Source organism: Pseudomonas flexibilis, assembly GCF_000802425.1.
In the GTDB taxonomy this organism is placed as follows: domain Bacteria; phylum Pseudomonadota; class Gammaproteobacteria; order Pseudomonadales; family Pseudomonadaceae; genus Serpens; species Serpens flexibilis.
On record NZ_JRUD01000002.1, the window covers coordinates 133,039 to 156,361 of the forward strand.

Sequence of the window (23,323 nt, forward strand, 5' to 3'; positions counted from 1 at the left end):
AGGAGACTGGCATGCACGACCCTGCAATCCCCTTCACGCGTTTTCTCGACCCCGACGGCCGGCCCTGCGCCGCGCTGCCACCCTGCGCCGACGATGCCGAATTGCTGGAACGCCTGTATCGGCAGATGGTGCTGACTCGCCTGTTCGACCAGAAGGCCGTGGCGCTGCAGCGCACCGGGCGGATCGGCACCTTCGCCCAGGGCCTCGGCCAGGAAGCCATCGGCGTGGCACTGGGCGCCGCGCTGCGCCCGGATGACGTGCTGGTGCCCTATTACCGTGACACCGGGGTGCAGCTGATGCGCGGCGCGCGCATGGAGGAGGTGCTGCTCTACTGGGGTGGCGACGAGCGCGGCAGCGCCTTCGCCGACCCGCTGGCCCGCGAGGATTTCCCCATCTGCGTGCCCATCGCCACCCAGGCGCTGCATGCCTGTGGCGTGGCGGCGGCGATGCGCATCCGCGACCAGCACCGCGCCGTGGCCACCACCTGTGGCGACGGCGCCACCAGCAAGGGTGACTTCCTCGAAGCCCTCAACGTGGCGGGTGCCTGGCAGCTGCCGGTGGTCTTCATCATCAACAACAACCAGTGGGCCATCTCGGTGCCGCGCAGCCTGCAATGCGGCGCACCGACCCTGGCGCAGAAGGCTGTCGGCGCGGGCATCCCCGGCGAGCAGGTGGACGGCAACGACGTGCTGGCGGTCTACACGCGCATCCAGGCGGCATTGGAGCGCGCCCGCCAGGGCAAGGGGCCGACGCTGATCGAATGCCTGAGCTACCGCCTCAGCGACCACACCACCGCCGACGACGCCAGCCGCTACCGGCCGAACGAGGAAGTCTCCGCCGCCTGGGCGCGCGAGCCGATCAAGCGTCTGCAGGCATTCCTGGCCAGCCGCGGCAACTGGAACGAACAGCGCGAGCAGGACCTGATCGAGCACTGCCAGGCGCAGCTGCAGCTGGCCGTGGAACGCTTCGAGCGCATCGGCGAACCCGACCCGGACCAGGTGTTCGAGCACCTTTACCAGCGCTGGCCGACCCCCCTGGCCGAGCAGCGCGAGCAGATGCGCGAGCGCGTCGCTCGGCGCGGAGGGCAGGCCCATGAGTGACAAGACCTACAGCCTGGTGGAAGCGGTGAACCTGGCGCTGGCCCGCGCCATGGCCGATGACGAGAACGTGGTGGTGCTCGGCGAGGACGTGGGCGTGAACGGCGGCGTGTTCCGCGCCACGTTGGGGCTGCGCGAGCGCTTCGGGCGCAAGCGGGTGATCGATACGCCGCTGGCGGAAACCATGCTCGGCGGGCTGGCCGTCGGCATGGCCGCCCAGGGCCTCAAGCCGGTGGTGGAAATCCAGTTCATGGGCTTCATCTACGCCGCCATGGAGCACTTGGTATCCCATGCCAGCCGCCTGCGCAACCGCACGCGCGGGCGGCTGTCCTGTCCGCTGGTGATGCGCACGCCGATGGGCGCCGGCATCCGCGCGCCGGAACACCACAGCGAAAGCACCGAGGCGCTGTTCGCGCACATCCCCGGCCTGCGCGTGGTGGTGCCTTCCTCGCCGGCGCGCGCCTACGGGCTGCTGCTGGCGGCCATCGACGATCCCGATCCGGTGCTCTTTCTGGAGCCCACCCGCCTGTACCGCATGAACCCGCAGCCGCTGCAGGACGATGGCCAACGCCTGCCGCTGGACAGCTGCTTCACCCTGCGCGAAGGCCAGGACCTGACGCTGGTGAGCTGGGGCGCCAGCGTGCACGAAACCCTGCAGGCGGCGGCACGCCTGGCCGAGCAGGGCGTCGAGGCCGAGGTGATCGACGTCGCCTGCCTCAAGCCGCTGGACCTCGACACCCTGGAAGCCTCGCTGCGCAAGACCGGGCGCTGCGTGATCGTGCACGAGGCGCCAAGGAGCGGCGGGCTGGGCGGGGAAATCGCCGCCAGCCTGTACGAGCGCGCCTGGCTCGACCTGCGCGCACCCATCCAGCGGGTCACCGCGCCGGACATCCCGCCACCGCTGTACCGGCTGGAACAGCTGTACCTGCCGGGCGTCGAGGACATCCTCGCCGCCTGCGAGACGGTACTGGACTACGCCTGACGGACATCTGGGAGAAAAACGATGAAGCACTTCAAGTTGCCCGACCTGGGCGAGGGGTTGCAGGAGGCGGAGATCGTCGAATGGCACGTGCAGGCCGGCGAGACCGTGAAGGCCGACCAGTTGCTGGTCTCGGTGGAAACCGCCAAGGCCATCGTCGACATTCCCGCGCCCTACGATGGCGTGGTGGTCAAGACCTTCGGCGCGCCGGGAGACATCCTGCATGTCGGTGAACCGCTGCTGGCCTACGAAGGCGAGGACGACAGCGGCACGGTGGTTGGCCGCCTGGAAGGCGGCACGGCGGGCGCGCAGGAGGATCGCTTTTTCATAGGTGCCGCTCCGTCCACCCGTGAGCACCTGGCGCCACGGGCGACGCCGGCGGTGCGCCAACTGGCCAACCGCCTGAAGGTGCGCCTGGAGGATCTCCAGGGCAGCGGCCCTGACGGGCTGATCACCCGAGCCGACGTGGAAACGGCGGCCCAGGGCTCTGCTGGCGCCTTCGAAGGCGAGAAGCTGCGCGGCGTGCGGCGCAGCATGGCGCTGAACATGGCTCGCGCGCACGCCGAGGTGGTGCCGGTGACGATTTTCGGCGACGCCGACCTGCAACGCTGGGCCGAACCACGCGACCCGCTGGTGCGCCTGGCCCTGGCCATAGCCGAGGCGGCGCGCGTCGAACCGGGGCTGAACAGCTGGTTCGACGGGCACCGAATGCTGCTCAAGCAGCATGAAACCCTCGACCTGGGCATCGCCGTGGACACGCCGGACGGGTTGTTCGTGCCGGTGCTGCGCGATGTCGGCAATCGCTCGGCGGAAGACCTCAGGGCCGGCATGGCGCGGCTGCGCGCCGACGTGCAGGCACGTTCGATTCCGCCGCAGGAGATGATGGGCGCGACCTTCACGCTGTCCAACTACGGCACTCTGTTCGGGCGCTACGCCAGTCCGGTGGTGGTGCCACCGCAGGTGGCGATCCTCGGTGCGGGTGGCATTCGCCGCGAACCGGTGGCCGGCGGCAACGAAGTGGAGGTGCACCCGATCCTGCCGCTGTCGCTGACCTTCGACCACCGGGTGATCACCGGCGGCGAGGCGGCGCGCTTTCTCAAGGCGCTGGTGGAGGCGCTGGAGAAGCCGGGCGCGCCGTAGGGTGGAACGCGCAGCGTTGGCCACCGCCGGGTGGGTGGCTCCAATAAAAGTGCAGAAGGAAAACATGGCCGCGACAGAGAGGGGGTGTCGCGGGGCGGTGCCATGGCCCTTCTGCAAAACCGTTCAGAGCTTCTCGTAGTTCAGCTCGGAGAGATCGACCGGGCCCTTGAAGGCCTTGGCGAACACCTCGCGGTTGCGGGCCATGAAGATGCCCACTTCCTCGCGCTGCTCCTCGCCGAGCGAGGGCACGGCCTTCTCCAGCGCCGCGGCCAGCGCCTCGGCCAGCTCGAGCATCTTGTCGTAACGATCGGCTTCGGCCTTATCCATGAACAGACGCTCCGGATCGCGCGAGCTGCGGTACACCACTTCGACGGCCATTCATCACTCCTGCCTTCTTCCAAGGGTTGGTTGGATACTGTTTGTTTATCCAGTATAGGGATTTGCCATCACGCTGCAAACCCCCAGGACGCTGGTTGCTGCGCATAAAGACATGGCATGCTGCCTGCATTCGACTTTCGTCTAGCCGCCCTGCCATCAAGGAGCCACGCCGTGAAACAGAACTGGGCCGATACCCTGCGCAACAACCTGCATGAACTGGCCGAGTCGCTCGGCAACCTGCTGGCCGAGGCCTTCCATTACCTGGCGCTGTTCGCCATCGGTGCGATCACCGCCTGGGCGGCGGTGGTGGCCTTCCTCGACATGGTGGCCAAGGGCTCGGCGAGCATCGACGACATCCTGCTGCTGTTCATCTACCTGGAGCTGGGTGCCATGGTTGGCATCTACTTCAAGACCAACCACATGCCGGTGCGCTTTCTGATCTATGTGGCGATCACCGCGCTGACCCGCCTGATGATTTCCGACATTTCCCACCACCACCGGCCGGACCTCGGCGTGATCTACGTATCCGGCGCCATCCTGCTGCTGGCCGTGGCGATCCTGGTGGTGCGCTACGCCTCGGCGCGCTTCCCCTCGGTGCCGTCCTACCCGCCGCGGCGCACCCTGCGCCAGCCGCCGCAGGCGCGCGACGGCCTCGGCGAGGAATAGCGGGTCCCTCGGTCGGATCGGGCTGACAACCGCGCCATGCCGCACTTTGCTTAAGGCAAACGCCTACAGGAGTGCGACATGCTCAGCCAGGACACCAAGGACCTCATCAAGGCCACCGCGCCGGTGCTGGCCGAGCAGGGCTCGACCATCATCCGGCGCTTCTACCAGCGCCTGTTCGAGGCGCATCCCGACCTGCGCAACCTGTTCAACATGACCCACCAGCAGCGCGGCCAGCAGCAGGAAGCCCTGGCGCGCGCGGTGTACGCCTACGCGGCGAACATCGAGCAGCCGGAAACCCTTGCCGCGGTGCTGGAGAACATCGCCCACAAGCACGCCAGCCTCGGCGTGCGGCCCGACCAGTACCCCATCGTCGGCGAGCACCTGCTAGGCGCCATCAAGGACGTGCTGCAGGAGGCCGCCAGCCAGGACATCCTCGATGCCTGGGCGCAGGCCTATGGCCAGTTGGCCGATCTGCTGACCGGCATGGAGCGTCGCCTGCGCGAGGAAAGCGCCAACCACACCGGCGGCTGGAACGACTGGCGCACCTTCGTGGTGCAGGAGAAGAACCCGGAGAGCGAGGTGATCACCTCGTTCGTGCTGGCGCCGGCCGACGGCGGGCCGCTGGCGAACTTCCAGCCCGGCCAGTACATCAGCCTGGCCGTGCAGGTGCCGACGCTGGGCTTGCAGCAGATTCGCCAGTACAGCCTGTCGGACATGCCCAACGGCCGCACCTACCGCATCTCGGTGAAGCGCGAAGCCGAACCCGGCCAGCCGCCGGGACAGGTGTCCTGCCTGCTGCACGATCATGTGCAGGTGGGTGACGAGCTGAAGGTGTCACCGCCCTACGGCAACTTCCACATCGATGTCGAGGCGCACACGCCCATCGTGCTGATCAGCGGCGGGGTGGGGCTGACGCCGATGGTCAGCATGCTCAAGACCGCGCTGCAGAATCCGGCGCGCCAGGTCGTGTTCGTGCACGGGGCGCGCAACAGCCGGGTGCATGCCATGCGCGACCGGTTGCGCCAGGCGGAGCGCGAGCACGCGAATTTCAAGGTGCTTGTCTTTTACAACGAGCCGCTGGACGAGGACGTGGAGGGGAGGGACTACGACCACCCGGGCCTGGTCGACGTGAAAGCGATCCGCGACGAGATTCTGCTGCCGGATGCCGACTACTACATCTGCGGGCCGATCCCCTTCATGCGCCTGCAGCACGACGCGCTGGAGAACCTCGGCATTCCCGAGGGGCGCATCCATTACGAGGTGTTCGGGCCGGATCTGTTTGCGGAGTAGGGCGGTTTCGGCCGCCAACCGTGGGAGCGGACTTGTCCGCAATGCTTTTGGCATAAAAGCTCACGAATAAATTCGCTCCCACAGGTTCAGGCGTGCTTACACCTTCTTCACGAACTCCGACTTCAGCTTCATGGCGCCGATGCCGTCGATCTTGCAGTCGATGTCGTGGTCGCCGTCGCACAGGCGGATGTTCTTCACCTTGGTGCCGACCTTGACCACCGAGGACGAGCCCTTGACCTTCAGGTCCTTGATGACGGTGACGGTGTCGCCGTCCTGCAGGACGTTGCCCACCGAATCCTTGATGACGCGCTCGCCGTCGCCGCCTGGGGCAGCGTCGGCGCTGGCGCTCCACTCATGGGCGCACTCGGGGCAGACCAGCTGCGCGCCGTCTTCGTAGGTGTATTCGGAACCGCATTGCGGGCAGGGGGGCAGGCCGCTCATGGGCGTCTCCTCGGGGTCGGGTCGTGATAAAGCCGCGGATTGTATAGGGTTTCTCCCTGCCGTGCGGCAAGCGGTCCCGCGGTGATGCCAATCCAATAGCACTGACAATGTGATACACAGCGCGCTGACTGATCGGCCTGTCCGTCTCCCGAGGCGTTTCATTGATTTGTGTCGGGTCGTCGGTCGGGTTTGTTCCTATAGTCTCGCCGCCGTCAGGTTGCCATTCACCAGCCGAGGTCCTGCCCTCATGCGATCACCCTTGCTTGCCCTGCTTCTCTGCGTCGCTCCGCTCGTATCCGCCAACGAGGCGGCCCTGGCCCGCTTCCAGCAACTGATGAACGATCCGATCCTGCGCCAGCAGGCATATGACTCGGGGTTCGAGCGGGTGCGGTTCTGTGGCTACTGCCACGGCGAGGACGGCAACAGCAAGCGTGACTACATTCCCAACCTGGCCGGCCAGAACCCCATCTACCTGTTCAAGGCGTTCGACACCTTCGCCAACGGCCAGCGCAACGATTTCGTGATGAGCAAGCTGGCCAAGCAGCTGACGGTCGACGAGCAGGTGGACATCGCCGTGTACTTCAGCCAGCAGCAGGTCAAGCCCTCGGCCAGCAGCGTGGATGCCCAGTTGCGCATGCAGGGCGAGCGCGTGTTCCAGGGCACCTGCATCGCCTGCCACGGCATGCGGGCCGAGGGCAAGGAAGACGCCCCGCGGCTGGCCGGCCAACCTGGTGAGTACGTGCGCCGCGCGCTGACCAGCTTCCACGACGGCGACCCGCGGCGCGCCAGCTCGGTGATGATGCCGATCGCCAAGCAGCTGACCCCGGCGGATATCGAGGCCCTGGCCGCCTATCTGGAAAAGCTGGTGTTGTAACCCCCGGTCAGCGCACCCCTGCCGGCTCCGGCCAGCGCAATTGCCCCTGGGTAGTGAATCGCGTGGTGCCCACCAGCCCGCTGGCCAGCTTGCCGCGAATCACATAGGGCAATCCCTGTCCCGGCTGGTAGCCCGCCAGGCCCCAGGTCTGGCGCAGGGCCGAGAAGGCCGAGATGGTTACCGGCACCTCGATGATCGCTTCGCCGAAGCGCGGCACCTGGCCGCGCTGGGCGCTCACCCCGCTGGCCAGCGGCTGGCCATTGACCTCCAGTTCCAGCGCCACGCCCTGGTAATCCACCGCCCGCTCGTTGGGGTTCTGCACCCGCAGTTTCAGGTTGAAGCGTGCCTCCAGGCCCTGGCTGGGCAACGGCTCCAGGCCGGCCAGGTCAATGTGCAGGGGATCGCGCGGCGCCAGCGAGGCACAGGCGGTGAGCAGGCCCAGCAGCGCAAGGCTGGCGAGCAGTCGGGTGACAACGGCCATGGAACGGCTCCGCTTGAAGGAAAGTGCCGATTGGACCATGGGCGCGGGCGGAAGTCTCCCGCCGGCATCCACTTCGTTCGCCAGCCCTGTGCGGCCCCAGCGGCGGCCAGGAAAACGCTGACCGCCCTACGGTCGCAACAGAGATAACGCGGCGCTGGGCATAACCGTAGGGTGGTAAATGCATCGCGTTGGCCACCGAGGTGTATGCCCTAGTCATACTCCGCCGGGGCATGCTCGCCCAGCAGCCGGCGCTGGCGCGGTGTGGCGGCGGCCAGCACCTGCGGGTTGAAACGGAACTGCAGGTACGGCGAGAACTTCTGCGCCACCATGCGCCGGCCGTAATGCACCTGCAGCAGGTAGCGACTGCGATCCGCCGTGCGGTTGCGGCTGCCGGAGTGCCACAGCTCGCTGCGCAGCATCAGCACATCGCCGGCCTGGCACAGCACCGGCTCGGCGGTGCGGCCATGCCAGCTTTCTTCACCGGGATGCGGCTTGCGTCCGGCCTTGTGGCTGCCGGGAATCACCAGGGTCGGGCACAGGTCGATGTCGTCCAGGTAGATCATCGCCGTGCAGATCTGCATCGGCAGCGTGAAGGCCGGGTCGGCCAGCAGCGCTTCCGGCAGTTCCATGACCAGATGATCCACATGCAGCTCGGCGCCAACGAAGCCTGGATGGCTGCGCCAGGCGGTCTGCCCGATGATGTGGCAGTCCTCGCCCAGCGCCGCCTCGGCCAGCTCGATGACGCCGGGCAGGTCCAGGTACGCCAGCCAGAAGGGGGCGCGGTTGAACACGCACTTGTAGTGGTCGTCGACCAGGCCCTGGTAGTCCCAGTGGATGGGTTGCAGGTCGTCGATGGCGGCGCGCGCGGCGGCGACCTGCCCGGCATCCAGCACGCCGGGCAGCAGGGCGAAGCCCTGGTGGTGCAGGGCGTTCAGTTGGTGGGTGATGTCCCTGTTCATAGGCACGGTTCACCGGAACCCTGTGGGAGATTCTATGTTGCCCTGCAAGCCGAACCCAGAAGCTCGCGGCTTCAGCCGCCATGGCTGCGAGCATCGCGGCCTGCCTGGCAACCGCAGGATGGCGGCCGGCAAAGCGCCGGCCGCCCCGAATCCGCCCTAGAAGAACCCCAGCGGATGGATGTTGTAGCTCACCAGCAGGTTCTTGGTCTGCTGGTAGTGGTCGAGGATCATCTTGTGGGTCTCGCGGCCGACGCCGGATTTCTTGTAGCCGCCGAACGCCGCGTGCGCCGGGTAGAGGTGGTAGCAGTTGGTCCACACCCGGCCGGCCTTGATGCCGCGCCCCATGCGCCAGGCGCGGTTGATGTCGCGGGTCCACACCCCGGCGCCGAGGCCGTACTCGGTGTCGTTGGCAATCGCCAGCGCCTCCGCCTCGTCCTTGAAGGTGGTCACGCCGATCACCGGGCCGAAGATCTCCTCCTGGAACACCCGCATGCGGTTGTCGCCCTTGAGCAGCGTCGGCTGGATGTAATAGCCGCCGGCCAGGTCGCCCTGCAGCCGTTCGGCGTCGCCGCCGGTGAGCACCTGGGCGCCTTCCTCGCGGGCGATCTGCAGGTACGACATGATCTTGTCGAACTGCTGCTGGCTGGCCTGCGCGCCGACCATGGTCTCGGTGTCCAGCGGGTCGCCGCGCTTGATCTGCGCGACCTTCTTCATCACCGCCTCCATGAAGGGCGCGTAGATGGATTCCTGCACCAGCGCCCGCGACGGACAGGTGCACACCTCGCCCTGGTTGAAGAAGCCCAGCACCAGGCCTTCGGCGGCCTTCTCGATGAAGGCCGGTTCGGCCTGCATGATGTCTTCGAAGTAGATGTTCGGGCTCTTGCCGCCCAGCTCCACGGTGCTCGGAATGATGTTCTCGGCGGCGCGCTTCATGATGTGCGATCCCACCGGCGTGGAGCCGGTGAAGGCGATCTTGGCGATGCGCTTGCTGCTCGCCAGCGCCTCGCCGGCCTCGCGCCCGAAGCCCTGCACCACGTTGAGCACGCCGGGCGGCAGCAGGTCGCCGATCAGCTCCATCAGCACGGTGATGCCCAACGGCGTCTGCTCGGCCGGCTTGAGCACCACGCAGTTGCCGGCGGCCAGCGCCGGGGCGAGCTTCCAGGCGGCCATCAGGATCGGGAAGTTCCACGGGATGATCTGTCCGACCACGCCCAGCGGTTCGCGGATGTGGTAGGCCACGGTGCTGGCGTCGATTTCCGCCGCGGTGCCTTCCTGGGCGCGGATGCAGCCGGCGAAGTAGCGGAAGTGATCGGCGGCCAGCGGGATGTCGGCGTTCAGCGTCTCGCGCACCGCCTTGCCGTTATCCCAGGTCTCGGTGACGGCCAGCAGTTCCAGGTTCTGCTCGATGCGGTCGGCGATCTTCAGCAGCACCAGCGCGCGTTGCTGCGGACTGGTGCGGCCCCAGGCGTCGGAGGCGGCATGGGCGGCGTCCAGCGCCTTGTCGATGTCGGCGGCGTCGGAGCGGGGAAATTCGGCGATCGGCCCGCCGGTGACCGGCGAGGTGTTGGTGAAGTAGTGGCCGTTCACCGGGGGCACGAACTCGCCGCCGATGTAGTTGCCGTAACGGGACTTGAAGGTGACGATGGCGCCTTCGCTGCCGGGGTGTGCGTAACGCATGGCGGGCCTCCTGGCTCGTTGCTGTGAGCGATCCAGCAAGCCTAGTCCAGCGCCCTGGCGGTGCCCTGAGACCTTGGTCGGGGCGGCGTGCTACCCTCGCCGGCATTTCTTCGCGCCTGCTTCGTTGAGGACTTCCATGCACATCCACATTCTCGGCATCTGCGGCACCTTCATGGGTTCGCTGGCGGTGCTGGCCAAGGAACTCGGCCACCATGTCACCGGCTCGGACGCCAACGTCTACCCGCCGATGAGCACCCAGCTCGAGGCCCAGGGCATCCAGCTGATGCAGGGCTACCTGCCCGAGCATCTGCAGCCGGCGCCGGATCTGGTGGTGATCGGCAACGCGCTGTCGCGCGGCAACCCGGCGGTGGAGTACGTGCTGAACCAGGGCCTGCCCTACACCAGCGGCCCGCAGTGGCTGGCCGACCACGTGCTGCAGGGTCGCTGGGTGATGGCGGTGGCCGGCACCCATGGCAAGACCACCACCAGCAGCATGCTGGCGTGGATCCTCGAACACGCCGGCATGGCGCCGGGCTTTTTGATCGGTGGCGTGCCGCAGAACTTCGCCGTGTCGGCGCGCCTGGGCGGCACGCCGTTCTTCGTGGTCGAGGCCGACGAATACGACAGCGCCTTCTTCGACAAGCGCTCCAAGTTCGTTCACTACCGGCCGCGCACCGCGATCCTCAACAACCTGGAATTCGACCACGCGGACATCTTCCCGGACCTGGCGGCCATCGAACGACAGTTCCACCATCTGGTGCGCACCATTCCCGGCGAGGGGCTGATCATCCATCCCACCACCGAGCAGGCCATCGAGCGCGTGCTGGGCATGGGCTGCTGGACGCCGGTGCAGACCACCGGCGAGGGCGGCGACTGGCGGGCGCGCCTGCTGGCCGAGGACGGCTCGCACTTCGAGGTGCTGTTCCAGGGCGAGTCGCAGGGCGAGGTGAACTGGACGCTGACCGGCCGCCACAACGTCGACAACGCCCTGGCCGCCCTGGCGGCGGCGCGGCATGTGGGCGTGGTGGGTGCAGTGGGCACCGAGGCGCTGAGCCGGTTCCAGAGCGTCAAGCGGCGCATGGAGAAGATCGCCGAGGTAAACGGCGTAACGATCTACGACGACTTCGCCCATCACCCGACTGCTATCGCCACCACCCTCGACGGCCTGCGCAAGCAGGTCGGCGAAGCGCCGATCGTGGCGGTGATCGAGCCGCGCTCCAATTCCATGAAGCTCGGCGCGCACCGCGACGGCCTGCCGGAATCCGTGGCCCAGGCCGACCAGGTGATCTGGTACGCGCCGGCGAACCTCGGCTGGGACCTGGGCGCCACGGCAGCCGCCTGCCCGGTGCCGGCGGTGGTCTGCGATTCGCTGGAAGCGATCATCGCCCGGGTCAAATCCCAGGTGGCGCCCGGCACCCAGGTGGTGATCATGAGCAACGGCGGCTTCGGCGGCCTGCACGGCAAGCTGGCCAAGGCGCTGGCGGAGTAGGGCAGCACGACCTGTAGGAGCGGCTTCAGCCGCGATGCTTTTCCGGCAGGCGCTGGCCAGAAGCTCGCGGCTGAAGCCGCTCCTACAAAAAATGGTGGCCCCGCAACCAACCCACGAGGAAGGCAACATGACCGGCCCGCAACGCATCACCCTGGCGATGACCGGCGCTTCCGGCGCCCAGTACGGCCTGCGCCTGCTCGACTGCCTGGTGCAGGAGGAGCGCGAGGTGCATTTCCTGATCTCCAAGGCCGCGCAGCTGGTGCTGGCCACCGAGACTGACGTGGTGCTGCCGGCCAAGCCGCAGGCCATGCAGGCGTTTCTCACCGAATACACCGGTGCCGCGCCGGGGCAGATCCGCGTGTACGGCAAGGAAGACTGGATGGCCCCGGTGGCCTCCGGCTCCGGCGCGCCGGCGGCGATGGTGGTGGTGCCGTGCAGCACCGGCACCCTGTCGGCGATCGCCACGGGCGCCTGCAACAACCTGATCGAGCGCGCCGCCGACGTGGCCCTCAAGGAGCGCCGCCAGCTGATCCTGGTGCCGCGCGAGGCGCCGTACTCCAGCATCCACCTGGAGAACATGCTCAGGCTGTCGAACATGGGCGTGACCATCCTGCCGGCCTCGCCGGGCTTCTATAACCAGCCGCAGACCGTCGAGGACCTGGTGGACTTCGTGGTGGCGCGCATCCTCAACTGCCTGGGCGTGCCCCAGGACCTGCTGCCGCGCTGGGGCGAGCACCATCTGGTCAGCGACGATTGACCTGGATCGGCGTCGCCCGCCGAGGCAGCGCCGATAATCCGGACACGAGCCATACAGGGAGTCGAGTGTGAAAGAACAAGCGCAGTTCCACATGGGCTACTGGCTGCTGGCCATTTTGGCGTTCATGGGCATCCAGTACCTGCTGGCGATGCAGCAGCAGGTGGCGACCATTCCCTACAGTGAGTTCGAGGAACACCTGAAGGCCGGGCGCATCGAAGCCATCGCCGTCACCGACAGCCGCATCGAGGGCACCCTCAAGTCGCCGCTGGCCGGCGGCCAGCGCCAGTTCGTCACCAACCGCGTCGAACCGCAGCTGGCCGAGCACCTGGCGCAGTACCCGGTGCATTTCGCCGGCAAGGTGGAAAGCACCTTCCTGCGCGACCTGGCCGGCTGGGTGATTCCGGCGGCGCTGTTCTTCGGCATCTGGCTGTTCCTGCTCAGGCGCATCGGCAGCGGCATGGGCGGCGGCATGATGCAGATCGGCAAGAGCAAGGCCAAGGTCTACGTGGAGACCGACATCAAGGTCAGCTTCGCCGACGTCGCCGGGGTGGACGAGGCCAAGGACGAGCTGCAGGAAATCATCGACTTCCTGCGCGATCCCGAGACCTACGGCCGGCTCGGCGGCCGGCTGCCCAAGGGCGTGCTGCTGGTCGGCCCGCCCGGCACCGGCAAGACCCTGCTGGCCCGCGCGGTGGCCGGCGAGGCCGGGGTGCCGTTCTTTTCCATTTCCGGTTCGGAGTTCGTCGAGCTGTTCGTCGGCGTCGGCGCCGCGCGGGTCCGCGACCTGTTCGAGCAGGCGCGCGCCAAGGCCCCGGCGATCATCTTCATCGACGAGCTGGACGCCCTCGGCCGCGCCCGTGGCGCCGGGCCGCTGGGCGGCGGTCACGACGAGAAGGAACAGACCCTCAACCAGCTGCTGGTCGAGCTGGACGGCTTCGACACCTCCAGCGGTCTGGTGCTGCTGGCCGCCACCAACCGCCCGGAGATCCTCGACCCGGCGCTGTTGCGCGCCGGGCGTTTCGACCGCCAGGTGCTGGTCGATCGCCCCGACAAGGTCGGCCGCGTGCAGATCCTCGGCGTGCACCTGAAGAAGTCGCGACTGGCACCGGACGTCGATCCGCAGCTGATTGCCGAACTGACCCCCGGCTTCACCGGCGCCGACCTGGCCAACCTGGTCAACGAGGCCACCCTGCTGGCTACCCGGCGCAAGGCCGTCGCGGTGGAAATGCAGGACTTCAACGCGGCCATCGAACGCATCGTCGCCGGACTGGAAAAGCGCAACCGCCTGCTCAACCCGAAAGAACGCGAGGTGGTGGCCTTCCACGAGATGGGCCACGCGCTGGTGGCCATGGCGCTGCCGGGGATGGACCCGGTGCACAAGGTGTCGATCATTCCGCGCGGCATGGGCGCGCTGGGCTACACCATCCAGCGGCCGATCGAGGACCGCTTCCTGATGACCCGCGAGGAGCTGGAGCACAAGATGTCCGTGCTGCTTGGCGGGCGCGCCGCCGAGTGGCTGGTATTCGCGCAGCTGTCCACCGGCGCGGCGGACGACCTGGTCAAGGCCACCGACATCGCCCGCGCCATGGTCACCCGCTACGGCATGTCCGAACGCCTCGGCCACCTGGCGCTGGAAAGCGAGCCGAACCCCTATCTCGGCAACGAGCTGTACGGCCTGCGCCCGCGCCGCGAGTACGCGGAAAGCACCGCCACGGCCATCGACGAGGAAGTGCAGGCGCTGGTGCAGGCGGCCTTCGAGCGCAGCGTCGAGCTGCTCAAGGCGCGCCGCGAACAGCTGGAACGCAGCGCGCGGCGCCTGCTGGAGCAGGAAACCCTGAGCGGCGAGGAGCTGCAGGCGTTGGTGGGGTAGGGCGCCGGCGTTGCCGCCCTGCAGGGACTCGTAGGGCGGACAACGTCGTTCTTGTCCGCCGGGCGCGGCTGCGGTCGGGCACCTGTCGGCGGACAGGAAAGCGCTGTCCGCCCTACGGGCCTGGAGAACGCCGTTCTTGCCCGCCGGACGCGGCTTCGGCCGCGCCAGGAAATCAGGCGCTCACGCCCACCACTTCCCCCGTGGCGTCGGCCAGGCCGTACTTGCCCTTGCCGTCGCGCACCACGCGGCCGATGGCGATCTTGGGGTCGTGGGTGAACACCAGACGGCCGTTATTGAGCAGCATGCGCTCAAGGAGCATTTCCTTCTCCTCGATCAGGCCTTCCGGGAAGCGGTCGTAGCCCATGGTGATCGGCAGGTGCACCCAGGGCGCGCCGGGGATCAGGTCGCCGGGGTAGAGCACCGGGCCGTTGGGCATGGCGATCTCCGGCAGCATCTGCCCGGGAGTGTGGCCATCGCTCCAGTGCAGGCGCCAGCCTTCACCGAGCTGCGCGCAGTCGGGGGCTTCGTCGATCAGTTCCAGACGACCGCTGTCTTCCAGCAGCGTCAGCAGGGAGGGGATATACGAGGCGCGGTCGCGCGAGTGTGGGTGCTGGGCGCGCTTCCACTGGCGCTTGCCGACCAGGAAGCGCGCGTTGGGGAACAGCAGGCGCGGCGGCTGGCCCTCCTCCCAGGCGGCGAGCAGACCGCCGGCGTGGTCGAAGTGCAGGTGGGTGAGCACCACCAGGTCGATGTCCTCATGGCTGAGGCCGACCGCCGCCAGGTTGTCGAGCAGTACGTGACGGTCTTCCTGCACGCCGAAGCGCTGCTTGAGCTCCGGGGCGAAGAAGGCGCCGATGCCGGACTCGACCAGAATGTTGCGTCCGGGCTCCTGCACCAGCAGCGCGCGGCAGCCCAGGTCGATGCGGTTCTGCGCGTCGGGTTGCATCCAGCGCTCCCAGAGCGCCTTGGGGGCGTTGCCGAACATGGCGCCGCCATCGAGTTTCTGACTGTTGCCCAGCAGAGTGGTCAGGGTTCGCATGTTGTTATTCTCCTGGCCTGCTGCCGCCCGCACGCGGGGCAGCGGAATAAAAAAGCGCGACACCGAAAGCGAGGGGATGCGTCGCGCAAGTGACTGAATGGTGGTGGTTTCTCGCCGATCCAACCATCAGCCTTTGGTCGCGAAGCCCTCCCCGAACAGCGCGGCGCTGCCGGCGCGGATGCTCGCTTCCAGGCCGAGGGTGCGCGGCAGCAGGTGGCGGAAGAAGAACGCGGCGGTGGCCAGCTTCCCGCTGTAGAAGGCCTCGTCGCTGGCGCGGCGCTCGGCGGCCAGCTGCGCCATGCGCGCCCACAACCAGGCGTAGGCGGTGTAGCCGAGCAGGTGCAGGTATTCCACGGCGGCGGCGCCGACCGCGTGCGGGTCCTGCCCGGCCTGTGCCAGCAGCCAGTCGCTGACTGCTTCCAGGCGCTGCACGGCGTCGCGCAGCTCGGCGGCGTAGGGCGCCCCGGGCTGCTCGGCGAAGGCGCGGATCTGCGCGGTGAACTGGCGCAGCGCGGCGCCGCCATCGGCCACCACCTTACGGCCCAGCAGGTCCAGCGCCTGGATGCCGTTGGTGCCCTCGTAGATCTGCGCGATACGCACGTCGCGCACCAGCTGCTCCTGGCCCCATTCGCGGATGTAGCCGTGGCCGCCGAACACCTGCTGGCCGTGGATGCAGCTGTCCAGCCCGCTGTCGGTGAAAAACGCCTTGGCCACCGGGGTGAGCAGCGCCACCTGGGCGGCGGCGCGGGCGCGTTCCTCGGCGTCGTCGCTGAACTTGGCAAGGTCCAGTTGCTCGCCGACATGCCCGGCAAAGGCGCGGCCGCCCTCGGTCATCGCCTTCATGCTCAGCAGCATGCGGCGCACGTCCGGGTGCACGATGATCGGATCGGCCACGGCGCCGCTCGCCTGGGCGGCATCGCGACCCTGCAGGCGTTCGAGGGCGTAGCGCGCGGCGTTCTGGTAGGAGGCCTCGGCGCAGCCGATGCCCTGGATGCCGATGGACAGGCGCTCGTAGTTCATCATGGTGAACATCGCCGCCAGGCCCTTGTGCGGTTCTCCGACCAGCCAGCCGGTGGCGCCGTCGAAGTTCATCACGCAGGTGGCCGAAGCCTTGATACCCATCTTGTGTTCGATGGAGCCGCAGTGCACCGCGTTGCGCGCGCCCAGCGAACCGTCGGCGTTGACCAGCACCTTGGGCACCAGGAACAGCGAGATGCCCTTCGGGCCGGCCGGGGCGTCCGGCAGGCGCGCCAGCACCAGGTGGATGATGTTCTCGGTGAGGTCCTGTTCGCCGCCGGTGATGAAGATCTTGCTGCCGCTGACCGCGTAGCTGCCATCGGCCTGCGGTTCGGCGCGGGTGCGGATCAGCCCCAGGTCGCTGCCGGCGTGGGCTTCGGTCAGGCACATGGAGCCGGCCCAGCGGCCCTCGTAGAGCGGCGGCAGGTAGCGGGCTTTCAGTGCTTCGCTGGCGTGGGCGTCGATGGCCAGGCAGGCGCCGGAGGTCAGCGTGGAATAGAGCGCGAAGCTGGAGTTGGCGCCGTAGAGCATTTCCTCCACCTGCACGGCGAGGCTCTTGGGCATGCCCATGCCGCCCCAGGCGGGGTTGCCGCCCAGGCCGACCCAGCCGCCTTCGATGTAGGTGGCGTAGGCCTCGCGGAAGCCGCTCGGCGTGGACACCTGGCCGTCGCGCCACTGCGCGCCTTCCTCGTCGCCGCTGCGGTTGAGCGGCGCGATCAGTTGGCCGCAGACCTTGGCGGCCTCCTCGAGAATGGCGTCGGCGGTGTCCGGGTCGACAGTTTCCGCCAGGGCGGGCAGACGCGCCCACAGGGCGGGCGCCTCCAGCAGTTCGTGCAGGACAAAGCGCATGTCGCGCAGCGGGGCGGTGTAGTCGGTCATCACGGGATCCTCGATGGCGCGCCGCAGGCACGGAGCCTGCGGCGTCAGGGGATAAAACGGGGCCGGCGCGGGGAGGCGCCGGCCCAAGGGTCAGTCGGCCTTGGGGGCGGGGGCGCCCTGATCAGGGGAACCGCTGACAGAATCCTTGCTGCTGGCGAACTTCAGCAGGTGGGTGCGCTCCACCAGGATGTACAGCACCGCGCCGGCGGCCAGGCCCCAGCCCGCGCCGTAGACGGCGAGCACCACGCCCATGGTGCCGGCGATGCCGCGCTCGGTGTTGTTGTTGAGCTGCTCGAAGCCGACCATCAGGCAGATGTAGCCGGTGAGGATCAGCGTCAGCGACAGGGCGATCGGCAGCACCGGCTGGAAGAAGCTCACCAGCGGCAGGATGAACAGCGCGATGAAGCCGGTGATCCAGAAGGTGCCGGCGCCGCTGTAGATGGAGTCCATCGCCTTGCGGCCGTACTTGTAGCGCTCGGCCATGGTGGCGGCCACCGCGGTCCACAGCGGGCCGGCCAGGCCCGGGTAGGGCGCGAAGAAGGCGTGCAGGGCGTTGCGGATGGCGGTCACCAGGTGGATGCGGTCGACGTTGTTGTCGATCTTCTCGTCGGTGCGCAGCTCATCGGCGCGCTGCATCAGCGACTGGCCGACGATGATGTCGCCGAAGGCGATCACGTAGGCGATGATCGCGGTCGGCACGGCCAGCAGGAACACCTGGGCGTCCGGGAAGCCGACGCTGAACGGCAGGTAGTTCCACATCTCGCCGAAGGCCGGCGCGGTGATGCCCCACTTCACGTCCGGCATGTTGTATTCGCCGACGGCGATGCCGATGAAGATGGCCACCAGCATGCCCGGCACCATGCCGTAGTTGACGATCTTGCGGGCGAACGGCACGCGCTCGGTGAGGCCCTTGAAGGACACCGAGAACATCAGGTACAGGCAGATCAGGCTGCCCAGCACCAGAGAGATCGGCGTGTTGGCCAGGCGGCCGCCAGCGTCGATCTCGCCGATCAGCGCGGCGATGCCGGCGCCGATGATGATGCCGCCCTTCATGGAGTTGGGGATCAGCCGCACCAGCACACTGCCCAGCCGGGTGATGCCGAGGAACAGGAATATCACGAACACCAGGAACTGCAGGGCGAACAGCGCCTGGATGGCCTGCGGGCCCGGCTCGAAGTTGCCGAGGAACAGCAGCACCACCGGAATGCCGGGGGTGATCCAGCCCGGCACCAGCGGCACGCCGAGCAGCGCCGGCAGCATGAAGCCGATGCCGCACACCACCACGTAGGCCAGCGCCACGTCGTAGGGCAGGCCGAGGAATTTCTGCAGCAGCGGAATCATGCCCAGGCTGACCACGAACATGATCAGCGCCTGGAGCATCTCCGCGGTTTCCCAGCGGTAGTGAACGAACGGCAGGCGGATTTTGAACGGGCCGAAGGCCCAGAACGGCTGCTCGGCGCCGTCCTTGCGATGAATCAGTTGCATGCGAAGTCTCCGTCGGCCAGGCGCGAGGCGCGGCCGTCTTGTTGTTGTTGTGAAACGGGCTGAAACGGGGCGACCGGCGCGGCCGCCCGGAGTGACGCGTTACAGGGCCTTGGCCATGTCACGCAGCACGTATTTCTGGATCTTCCCGGTACTGGTCTTGGGCAGCGCGGTGAAGACCACGGTCTTCGGCACCTTGAAGGCCGCCAGGTGTTCGCGGCAGAACTGGATGATGTCCTGCTGGCTGGCCGCGTGGCCGGCCTTGAGGGTGATGAAGGCGCAGGGCGTCTCGCCCCACTTCTCGTCGGGACGGGCCACCACGGCGGCTTCCAGCACGTCCGGGTGGCGGTACAGCACGCCCTCGACCTCGATGGTGGAGATGTTCTCGCCGCCGGAAATGATGATGTCCTTCAGGCGGTCCTTGATCTCCACATAGCCGTCCGGGTGGCACACGGCCAGGTCGCCGGTGTGGAACCAGCCGCCGTGGAAGGCTTCCTTCGTGGCGGTGGGGTTCTTCAGGTAGCCCTTCATCACCGTGTTGCCGCGCATGAAGATCTCGCCGATGGTCTCGCCGTCGCGCGGCACCGGTTCGAGGGTCTTCGGGTCGCCGACCATCACGCCTTCCAGGGTCGGGTAACGCACGCCCTGGCGGGCCTTGATGCGCGCGCGCTCGTCCAGGCTCAGTTCGTCCCACTCGCCGTGCCAGGCGCACACGGTGACCGGGCCGTACACCTCGGTGAGGCCATACACGTGGGTGACCTTGATGCCCATTTCCTCCACGGCGCCGATCACCTTGGCCGGCGGCGCAGCGCCGGCGACCATGGCGTGCACCGGGTGGTCGATGGCCGCCTTGGCCTCCGGCGGCATGTTGACCAGCGCGTTGAGAACGATGGGCGCGCCGCACAGGTGGGTGACCTGCTCGTCGCGGATCAGGTTGAGGATCTTCTGCGGGTCGACCCGGCGCAGGAACACGTGCACGCCGGCCAGCGCGGTGACGGTCCAGGGGTAGCACCAGCCGTTGCAGTGGAACATCGGCAGGGTCCACAGGTAGACCGGCTGCATGCCCATCGACCAGGTCATCTGGTTGCCCAGCGCGTTCAGGTAGGCGCCGCGATGGTGGTAGACCACGCCCTTGGGGTTGCCGGTGGTGCCGGAGGTGTAGTTGAGGCTGATCGCCTGCCACTCGTCGTCCGGCCACTGCCAGGCAAACTCCGGATCGCCCTCGGTGAGGAAGGCCTCGTAGTCCAGCTCGCTGACTGCCTCGCCCTCGCCGTATTCGGGGTCGTCCACGTCGATCACCAGGATCGGCCGGCCGAGCATGCCCACGGCGGCGCGGATCACCTCATGGAACTCGCGGTCGGTGATCAGCGCCTTGGCCTCGCCGTGCTGCAGCATGAAGGCGATGGCTTCGGCGTCCAGGCGCACGTTCAGGGTGTTGAGCACCGCGCCGATCATCGGCACGCCGAAATGCGCTTCGAGCATGGCCGGGATGTTCGGCAGCATCGCCGCCACCGTGTCGCCCTTCTTGATGCCGCGACCGGCCAGCGCCGAGGCCAGGCGGCGGCAGCGCGCATAGGTCTCGGCCCAGTTGCGCCGAATGGAGCCGTGGACAACCGCCGGGTAATGCGGATAGATGGCGGCCGTGCGCTCGATGAAGCTCAGCGGCGACAGGGCGATGTGGTTGACGGGGGAGCGGGCCAGGCCCTGTTCGAAGATGGACATGCACGTTACCTGCGGCTGATTGTTGGCTCTGGTTATGAGTTGCCGGGTCGGGGCTCTGCTGTGTGTGACAGCGCGGGCCCGTACCTTTCTGCAAGCTGGCTTTACTTATAGAGAGCGCGTAGGTGGATTGGTATATAAACCAAGGTTTTATAGTGGTTCTACTAGATCGGATCTCGAATAGATGAAGGCGCTCGAATTGCAGTCACAGTTGCTGCTGCGCCGGGTGGGCGAACAGCGCCCGCTGGCCGAATGCGCGGCGGCGCTGTGCGAGCTGCTGCGCGGTTGCCCGCCGGTGCGGGCGGCCTGGTACCTGGCCTGGCAGCCGGCCAGTGGCAGCTATATCCCGGTCTGCGGCGGGCGCCTGCCGCCGGCGGCGGACGATCCGCTGACCCTCAGCGACCAGCCGCTGCACACCCTCCTGCAGCGGCAGACGCGGCTGTCGCTGGCCGAGCTGCGCCAGGTGCCCTGCTGGCTGGCCGGCCGCCTGCGTCGCGCCGGCGTCGAGCAGGGCCTGGCGGTGTCCCTGAGCCTGCTGCCGGGGCAGCCCGGCCTGCTGTTGCTGCACGTGGGGGAGGGCAGTGATCCGGCGCTGGAGCTGGCGCTGGCCCTGCTGCGCAGTCTGCTGGCCAACGCCGTCGGTCAGCCATCGAGCCCTCCCTGGCTGGACGCCGACCCGCAGCCGGCGCTGCTGCTGGACGGCGCCGCCGAGCCGCTGGGCCATAACAGCGCCTGGCAGCGGCTGCTCGCCGGGCAGTCCGCCGAGCGCGTGCTGCCGGTCAACCATGTGCAGCTGGTGCGCGCCTGCCTGGCCCAGCGCCGGGCCATCGAGGGCGTCGAGGCGAGCGCCGGCGAGCGCATCCTGCTGTGGAGCTATGTGCCCGAGCCTGCGGCCGGCCGTGTGCTGGCGCGCTGTCGCGACGCCAGCGCCGAGGTGCGCGCCGGCCGCGAGGCGGCGCGGGCGCGGCGCCTGTACCGGCTGATCACCGAGAACACCACCGACCTGATCTCCCGCCACACCCTGGACGGCCGCTTCCTCGACGCCTCGCCGGCCAGCTGGACGCTGCTCGGCTACTGGCCGGAGCAACTGCGCGGCACGCCGGCGCGCGCGCTGTTCCACCCCCAGGACCTGAGCCAGCTGGTGGAACGCGCACGCAGCGCCCTGGAGCAGGACGGCTACCACACCATGACCTACCGCGTGCGCCATCGCGATGGTCATTTCCTGTGGTTCGAGACCGCCTGCCGGGCGATCCGCGAGACCTACACCGGCCAGGTGGTCGAGGTGGTCGCCGTGTCCCGCGACATCACCGCCCGGGTGCAGGCCGAGGAAAACCGTCGACGGCTGGCCGAGGTGGTGGAGGTGAACACCGACCTGGTGATGTTCGTCGACGCCGAGGGGCGGCTGACCTACCTCAATCCGGCGGCGCGCCGCGCCCTGGGCGTGGTGGGCGAACAGCTGCCCGCGCTGGAGGCGCTGCTCGGCGCCGAGGACTTGCGGCGCCTGCGCGGCGAAGGTCGCGAAGGCGCCGAACAGCGCGGCGTGTGGAGTGGCGAGGCGCGCCTGCAGCCGCAGGGCGACGGCCCCTCGCTGCCGGTATCGCTGGTGCTGCTGGCGCACCGACCGACCAGCGGCGAGCGCTACTACTCGCTGGTGGCCCGCGACATGACCGAGCGCGAACTGCGCGAGGCCCAGCAGCGTCGCCACCAGGACGAACTGGCGCACACCGCGCGGCTGGTCACCCTGGGCGAGCTGGCCTCGGGCATCGCCCACGAGATCAATCAGCCGCTGGCGGCAGTGGTCAACTACGCGGGCGCCAGCCAGCGCTACCTGCAATCGCTGGACAGCAACCCGCAGGCCGCCGAGCGCATCGCCCAGGGGCTGGCGCGCATCACCGAGCAGGCCAACCACGCCTCCGCAGTCATCCGCCGCCTGCGCGCCTTCCTGCGCAAGGGCCAGCGCCGCATGCAGGCCCTGGACGTGGCGCAGGTGGCGCGCGAGGCCGTGCGCCTGTGCGCCTGGGAGGCGGCGCAGGCGCAGGTGACGGTGGACGAGCGAATGGATGACAATCTGCCGCCGGCCTATGCCGATCCGGTGCTGCTCGAACAGGTGCTGCTCAATCTGCTGCGCAACGCCATCGACGCCAACCGCGAGCGACATGCCGGGGCCGCCTCGCACATCGTGCTGAGCACCGCCCTGCAGCCCGGCGAGCTGTGCGTGCGGGTCGAGGACCAGGGCCCCGGCGCGGACGCCGAGCGGCTGGCGCAGATGTTCACGCCGTTCTTCACCAGCAAGCCGGACGGCCTCGGGCTGGGCCTGTCGATGAGCCGCAGCATCGTCGAAGGCTTCGGCGGCGCGCTGGAGGCACGACCTGGCGCGCAGGGCGGCCTGTGTCTGGAATGCCGCCTGCCGCTGCGCGATAACCATAACGAGACAGGGAACAGGCCATGAAGCCACAGGAACAACGGGTGTATGTGGTGGATGATGACCCGGGCATGCTGGATTCCACCGTCTGGCTGCTGGAGTCGGTGGGCATTCAGGCGCTGCCGTTCACCAGCGGCCAGGCCTTCCTCGACGCTTGCACGCCCTCGCCCCACGCTTGCGTGCTGCTCGATGTGCGCATGCCGGGCATGGGCGGGCTGCATGTGCAGGAGGCCATGCGCCAGCGCGGCCTGGACCTGCCGGTGATCTTCGTCAGCGGCCACGCCGACGTGCCCATCGTGGTGCGCGCCTTCCGGGCCGGCGCAGTGGATTTCATCGAGAAGCCCTACAACGAGCAGCTGCTGCTCGACAGCGTGCAGCAGGCCCTCAGCCGCGCCACGCCAGGCAACGGGCTCGACGCGGTGCGCGAGCGCCTGGCCAGCCTGACGCCGCGTGAGCGCGACGTGCTGCTGCCGCTGGTGCAGGGCTACACCAACCGCGAGATCGCCGAGCAGCTGGGGGTCAGCATCAAGACCGTCGACCTGTACCGCTCGCGGGTGATGAAGCGCATGCAGGCCGAGCATTTACCGGCGCTGGTCGGCATGGCCATCGCCGCCGGGCTGGTGGATGCGCTGGATGTGCGCGGCAGTCGTGGCTGAACCCCGGCGCG

Annotated in this window: 20 protein-coding genes; 11 read left to right on the forward strand and 9 right to left on the reverse strand. The window is 68.3% G+C overall.

Annotated features, from left to right (window positions below):
- Window positions 1-11 precede the first annotated feature (11 nt).
- From pdhA to SF06_RS01225, 3 genes are read left to right on the forward strand one after another with little or no spacing between them, the layout of a single operon-like run.
- Entirely contained in the window at window positions 12-1,100 is a 1,089-nt protein-coding gene (gene pdhA / locus SF06_RS01215) for a pyruvate dehydrogenase (acetyl-transferring) E1 component subunit alpha (protein ID WP_039559480.1), read from the forward strand.
- Window positions 1,093-2,079: an alpha-ketoacid dehydrogenase subunit beta gene (locus SF06_RS01220; RefSeq protein WP_027591165.1), complete on the forward strand. Its 987-nt coding sequence runs from the start codon at window positions 1,093-1,095 to the stop codon at window positions 2,077-2,079. The genes pdhA and SF06_RS01220 overlap by 8 nt, the downstream gene beginning before the upstream one ends.
- A gap of 21 nt (window positions 2,080-2,100) precedes the next feature.
- Complete coding sequence (locus tag SF06_RS01225; protein ID WP_039559483.1) at window positions 2,101-3,216, forward strand: dihydrolipoamide acetyltransferase family protein; 1,116 nt, start codon at window positions 2,101-2,103, stop codon at window positions 3,214-3,216.
- A gap of 123 nt (window positions 3,217-3,339) precedes the next feature.
- Here SF06_RS01225 and SF06_RS01230 read toward each other — a convergent pair whose 3' ends face one another.
- On the reverse strand, window positions 3,340-3,594 hold the full coding sequence (locus SF06_RS01230; protein WP_027591163.1) for a YebG family protein: 255 nt from the start codon (window positions 3,592-3,594) through the stop codon (window positions 3,340-3,342).
- 171 nt (window positions 3,595-3,765) lie between these two features.
- Here SF06_RS01230 and SF06_RS01235 point away from each other — a divergent pair, with 171 nt between their 5' ends.
- Window positions 3,766-4,260 carry a phosphate-starvation-inducible protein PsiE gene (locus SF06_RS01235; protein ID WP_039559485.1) on the forward strand — a complete coding sequence of 165 codons (495 nt, stop codon included), beginning with the start codon at window positions 3,766-3,768 and terminating at the stop codon, window positions 4,258-4,260.
- 78 nt (window positions 4,261-4,338) lie between these two features.
- Window positions 4,339-5,550 (forward strand): NO-inducible flavohemoprotein, encoded by a 1,212-nt coding sequence (gene hmpA / locus SF06_RS01240; protein ID WP_027591161.1) that lies wholly within the window; start codon window positions 4,339-4,341, stop codon window positions 5,548-5,550.
- Between the two features lie 96 nt (window positions 5,551-5,646).
- On the opposite strand, the gene SF06_RS01245 is transcribed toward hmpA, so the two are convergent.
- Window positions 5,647-5,991, reverse strand: a complete 345-nt coding sequence (locus SF06_RS01245; RefSeq protein ID WP_039559488.1) for a zinc ribbon domain-containing protein YjdM — start codon at window positions 5,989-5,991, stop codon at window positions 5,647-5,649.
- Window positions 5,992-6,250: 259 nt separating this feature from the next.
- Here SF06_RS01245 and SF06_RS01250 point away from each other — a divergent pair, with 259 nt between their 5' ends.
- On the forward strand, window positions 6,251-6,865 hold the full coding sequence (locus tag SF06_RS01250; RefSeq protein WP_324606659.1) for a c-type cytochrome: 615 nt from the start codon (window positions 6,251-6,253) through the stop codon (window positions 6,863-6,865).
- Window positions 6,866-6,872: 7 nt separating this feature from the next.
- On the opposite strand, the gene SF06_RS01255 is transcribed toward SF06_RS01250, so the two are convergent.
- The 3 genes from SF06_RS01255 to exaC form a co-directional block, all read right to left on the reverse strand.
- Window positions 6,873-7,346 (reverse strand): LEA/WHy family protein, encoded by a 474-nt coding sequence (locus SF06_RS01255; protein WP_027591825.1) that lies wholly within the window; start codon window positions 7,344-7,346, stop codon window positions 6,873-6,875.
- Between the two features lie 209 nt (window positions 7,347-7,555).
- On the reverse strand, window positions 7,556-8,305 hold the full coding sequence (locus tag SF06_RS01260) for a phytanoyl-CoA dioxygenase family protein (RefSeq protein ID WP_039559489.1): 750 nt from the start codon (window positions 8,303-8,305) through the stop codon (window positions 7,556-7,558).
- 156 nt (window positions 8,306-8,461) lie between these two features.
- Window positions 8,462-9,982 carry an acetaldehyde dehydrogenase ExaC gene (exaC, locus tag SF06_RS01265; RefSeq protein WP_039559492.1) on the reverse strand — a complete coding sequence of 507 codons (1,521 nt, stop codon included), beginning with the start codon at window positions 9,980-9,982 and terminating at the stop codon, window positions 8,462-8,464.
- A 136-nt stretch (window positions 9,983-10,118) separates the two neighbouring features.
- On the opposite strand from exaC, the gene mpl reads away from it, so the two are divergent.
- The 3 genes from mpl (at window position 10,119) to ftsH (ending at window position 14,098) form a co-directional block, all read left to right on the forward strand.
- Window positions 10,119-11,471 (forward strand): UDP-N-acetylmuramate:L-alanyl-gamma-D-glutamyl-meso-diaminopimelate ligase, encoded by a 1,353-nt coding sequence (gene mpl, locus SF06_RS01270; protein ID WP_039559494.1) that lies wholly within the window; start codon window positions 10,119-10,121, stop codon window positions 11,469-11,471.
- A gap of 127 nt (window positions 11,472-11,598) precedes the next feature.
- Window positions 11,599-12,228: a flavin prenyltransferase UbiX gene (ubiX, locus tag SF06_RS01275; RefSeq protein ID WP_039559496.1), complete on the forward strand. Its 630-nt coding sequence runs from the start codon at window positions 11,599-11,601 to the stop codon at window positions 12,226-12,228.
- Window positions 12,229-12,295: 67 nt separating this feature from the next.
- Window positions 12,296-14,098, forward strand: a complete 1,803-nt coding sequence (ftsH, locus tag SF06_RS01280) for an ATP-dependent zinc metalloprotease FtsH (protein WP_039559498.1) — start codon at window positions 12,296-12,298, stop codon at window positions 14,096-14,098.
- Window positions 14,099-14,270: 172 nt separating this feature from the next.
- On the opposite strand, the gene SF06_RS01285 is transcribed toward ftsH, so the two are convergent.
- From SF06_RS01285 to SF06_RS01300, 4 genes are all read right to left on the reverse strand, one after another.
- Entirely contained in the window at window positions 14,271-15,137 is an 867-nt protein-coding gene (locus SF06_RS01285) for an MBL fold metallo-hydrolase (protein ID WP_039559499.1), read from the reverse strand.
- A 126-nt stretch (window positions 15,138-15,263) separates the two neighbouring features.
- Window positions 15,264-17,033 (reverse strand): acyl-CoA dehydrogenase C-terminal domain-containing protein, encoded by a 1,770-nt coding sequence (locus tag SF06_RS01290; protein WP_027591832.1) that lies wholly within the window; start codon window positions 17,031-17,033, stop codon window positions 15,264-15,266.
- A gap of 90 nt (window positions 17,034-17,123) precedes the next feature.
- Entirely contained in the window at window positions 17,124-18,518 is a 1,395-nt protein-coding gene (locus SF06_RS01295) for a solute carrier family 23 protein (protein ID WP_027591833.1), read from the reverse strand.
- Between the two features lie 99 nt (window positions 18,519-18,617).
- On the reverse strand, window positions 18,618-20,237 hold the full coding sequence (locus SF06_RS01300; RefSeq protein ID WP_039559501.1) for an acyl-CoA synthetase: 1,620 nt from the start codon (window positions 20,235-20,237) through the stop codon (window positions 18,618-18,620).
- Window positions 20,238-20,418: 181 nt separating this feature from the next.
- Here SF06_RS01300 and SF06_RS01305 point away from each other — a divergent pair, with 181 nt between their 5' ends.
- Both SF06_RS01305 and SF06_RS01310 read left to right on the forward strand, forming a co-directional pair.
- Window positions 20,419-22,683 carry a PAS domain-containing sensor histidine kinase gene (locus SF06_RS01305; RefSeq protein ID WP_039559503.1) on the forward strand — a complete coding sequence of 755 codons (2,265 nt, stop codon included), beginning with the start codon at window positions 20,419-20,421 and terminating at the stop codon, window positions 22,681-22,683.
- Window positions 22,680-23,312 carry a response regulator transcription factor gene (locus SF06_RS01310; RefSeq protein WP_039559505.1) on the forward strand — a complete coding sequence of 211 codons (633 nt, stop codon included), beginning with the start codon at window positions 22,680-22,682 and terminating at the stop codon, window positions 23,310-23,312. Before SF06_RS01305 ends, SF06_RS01310 begins: the two co-directional genes overlap by 4 nt.
- The last annotated feature ends 11 nt before the right edge of the window (window positions 23,313-23,323 follow it).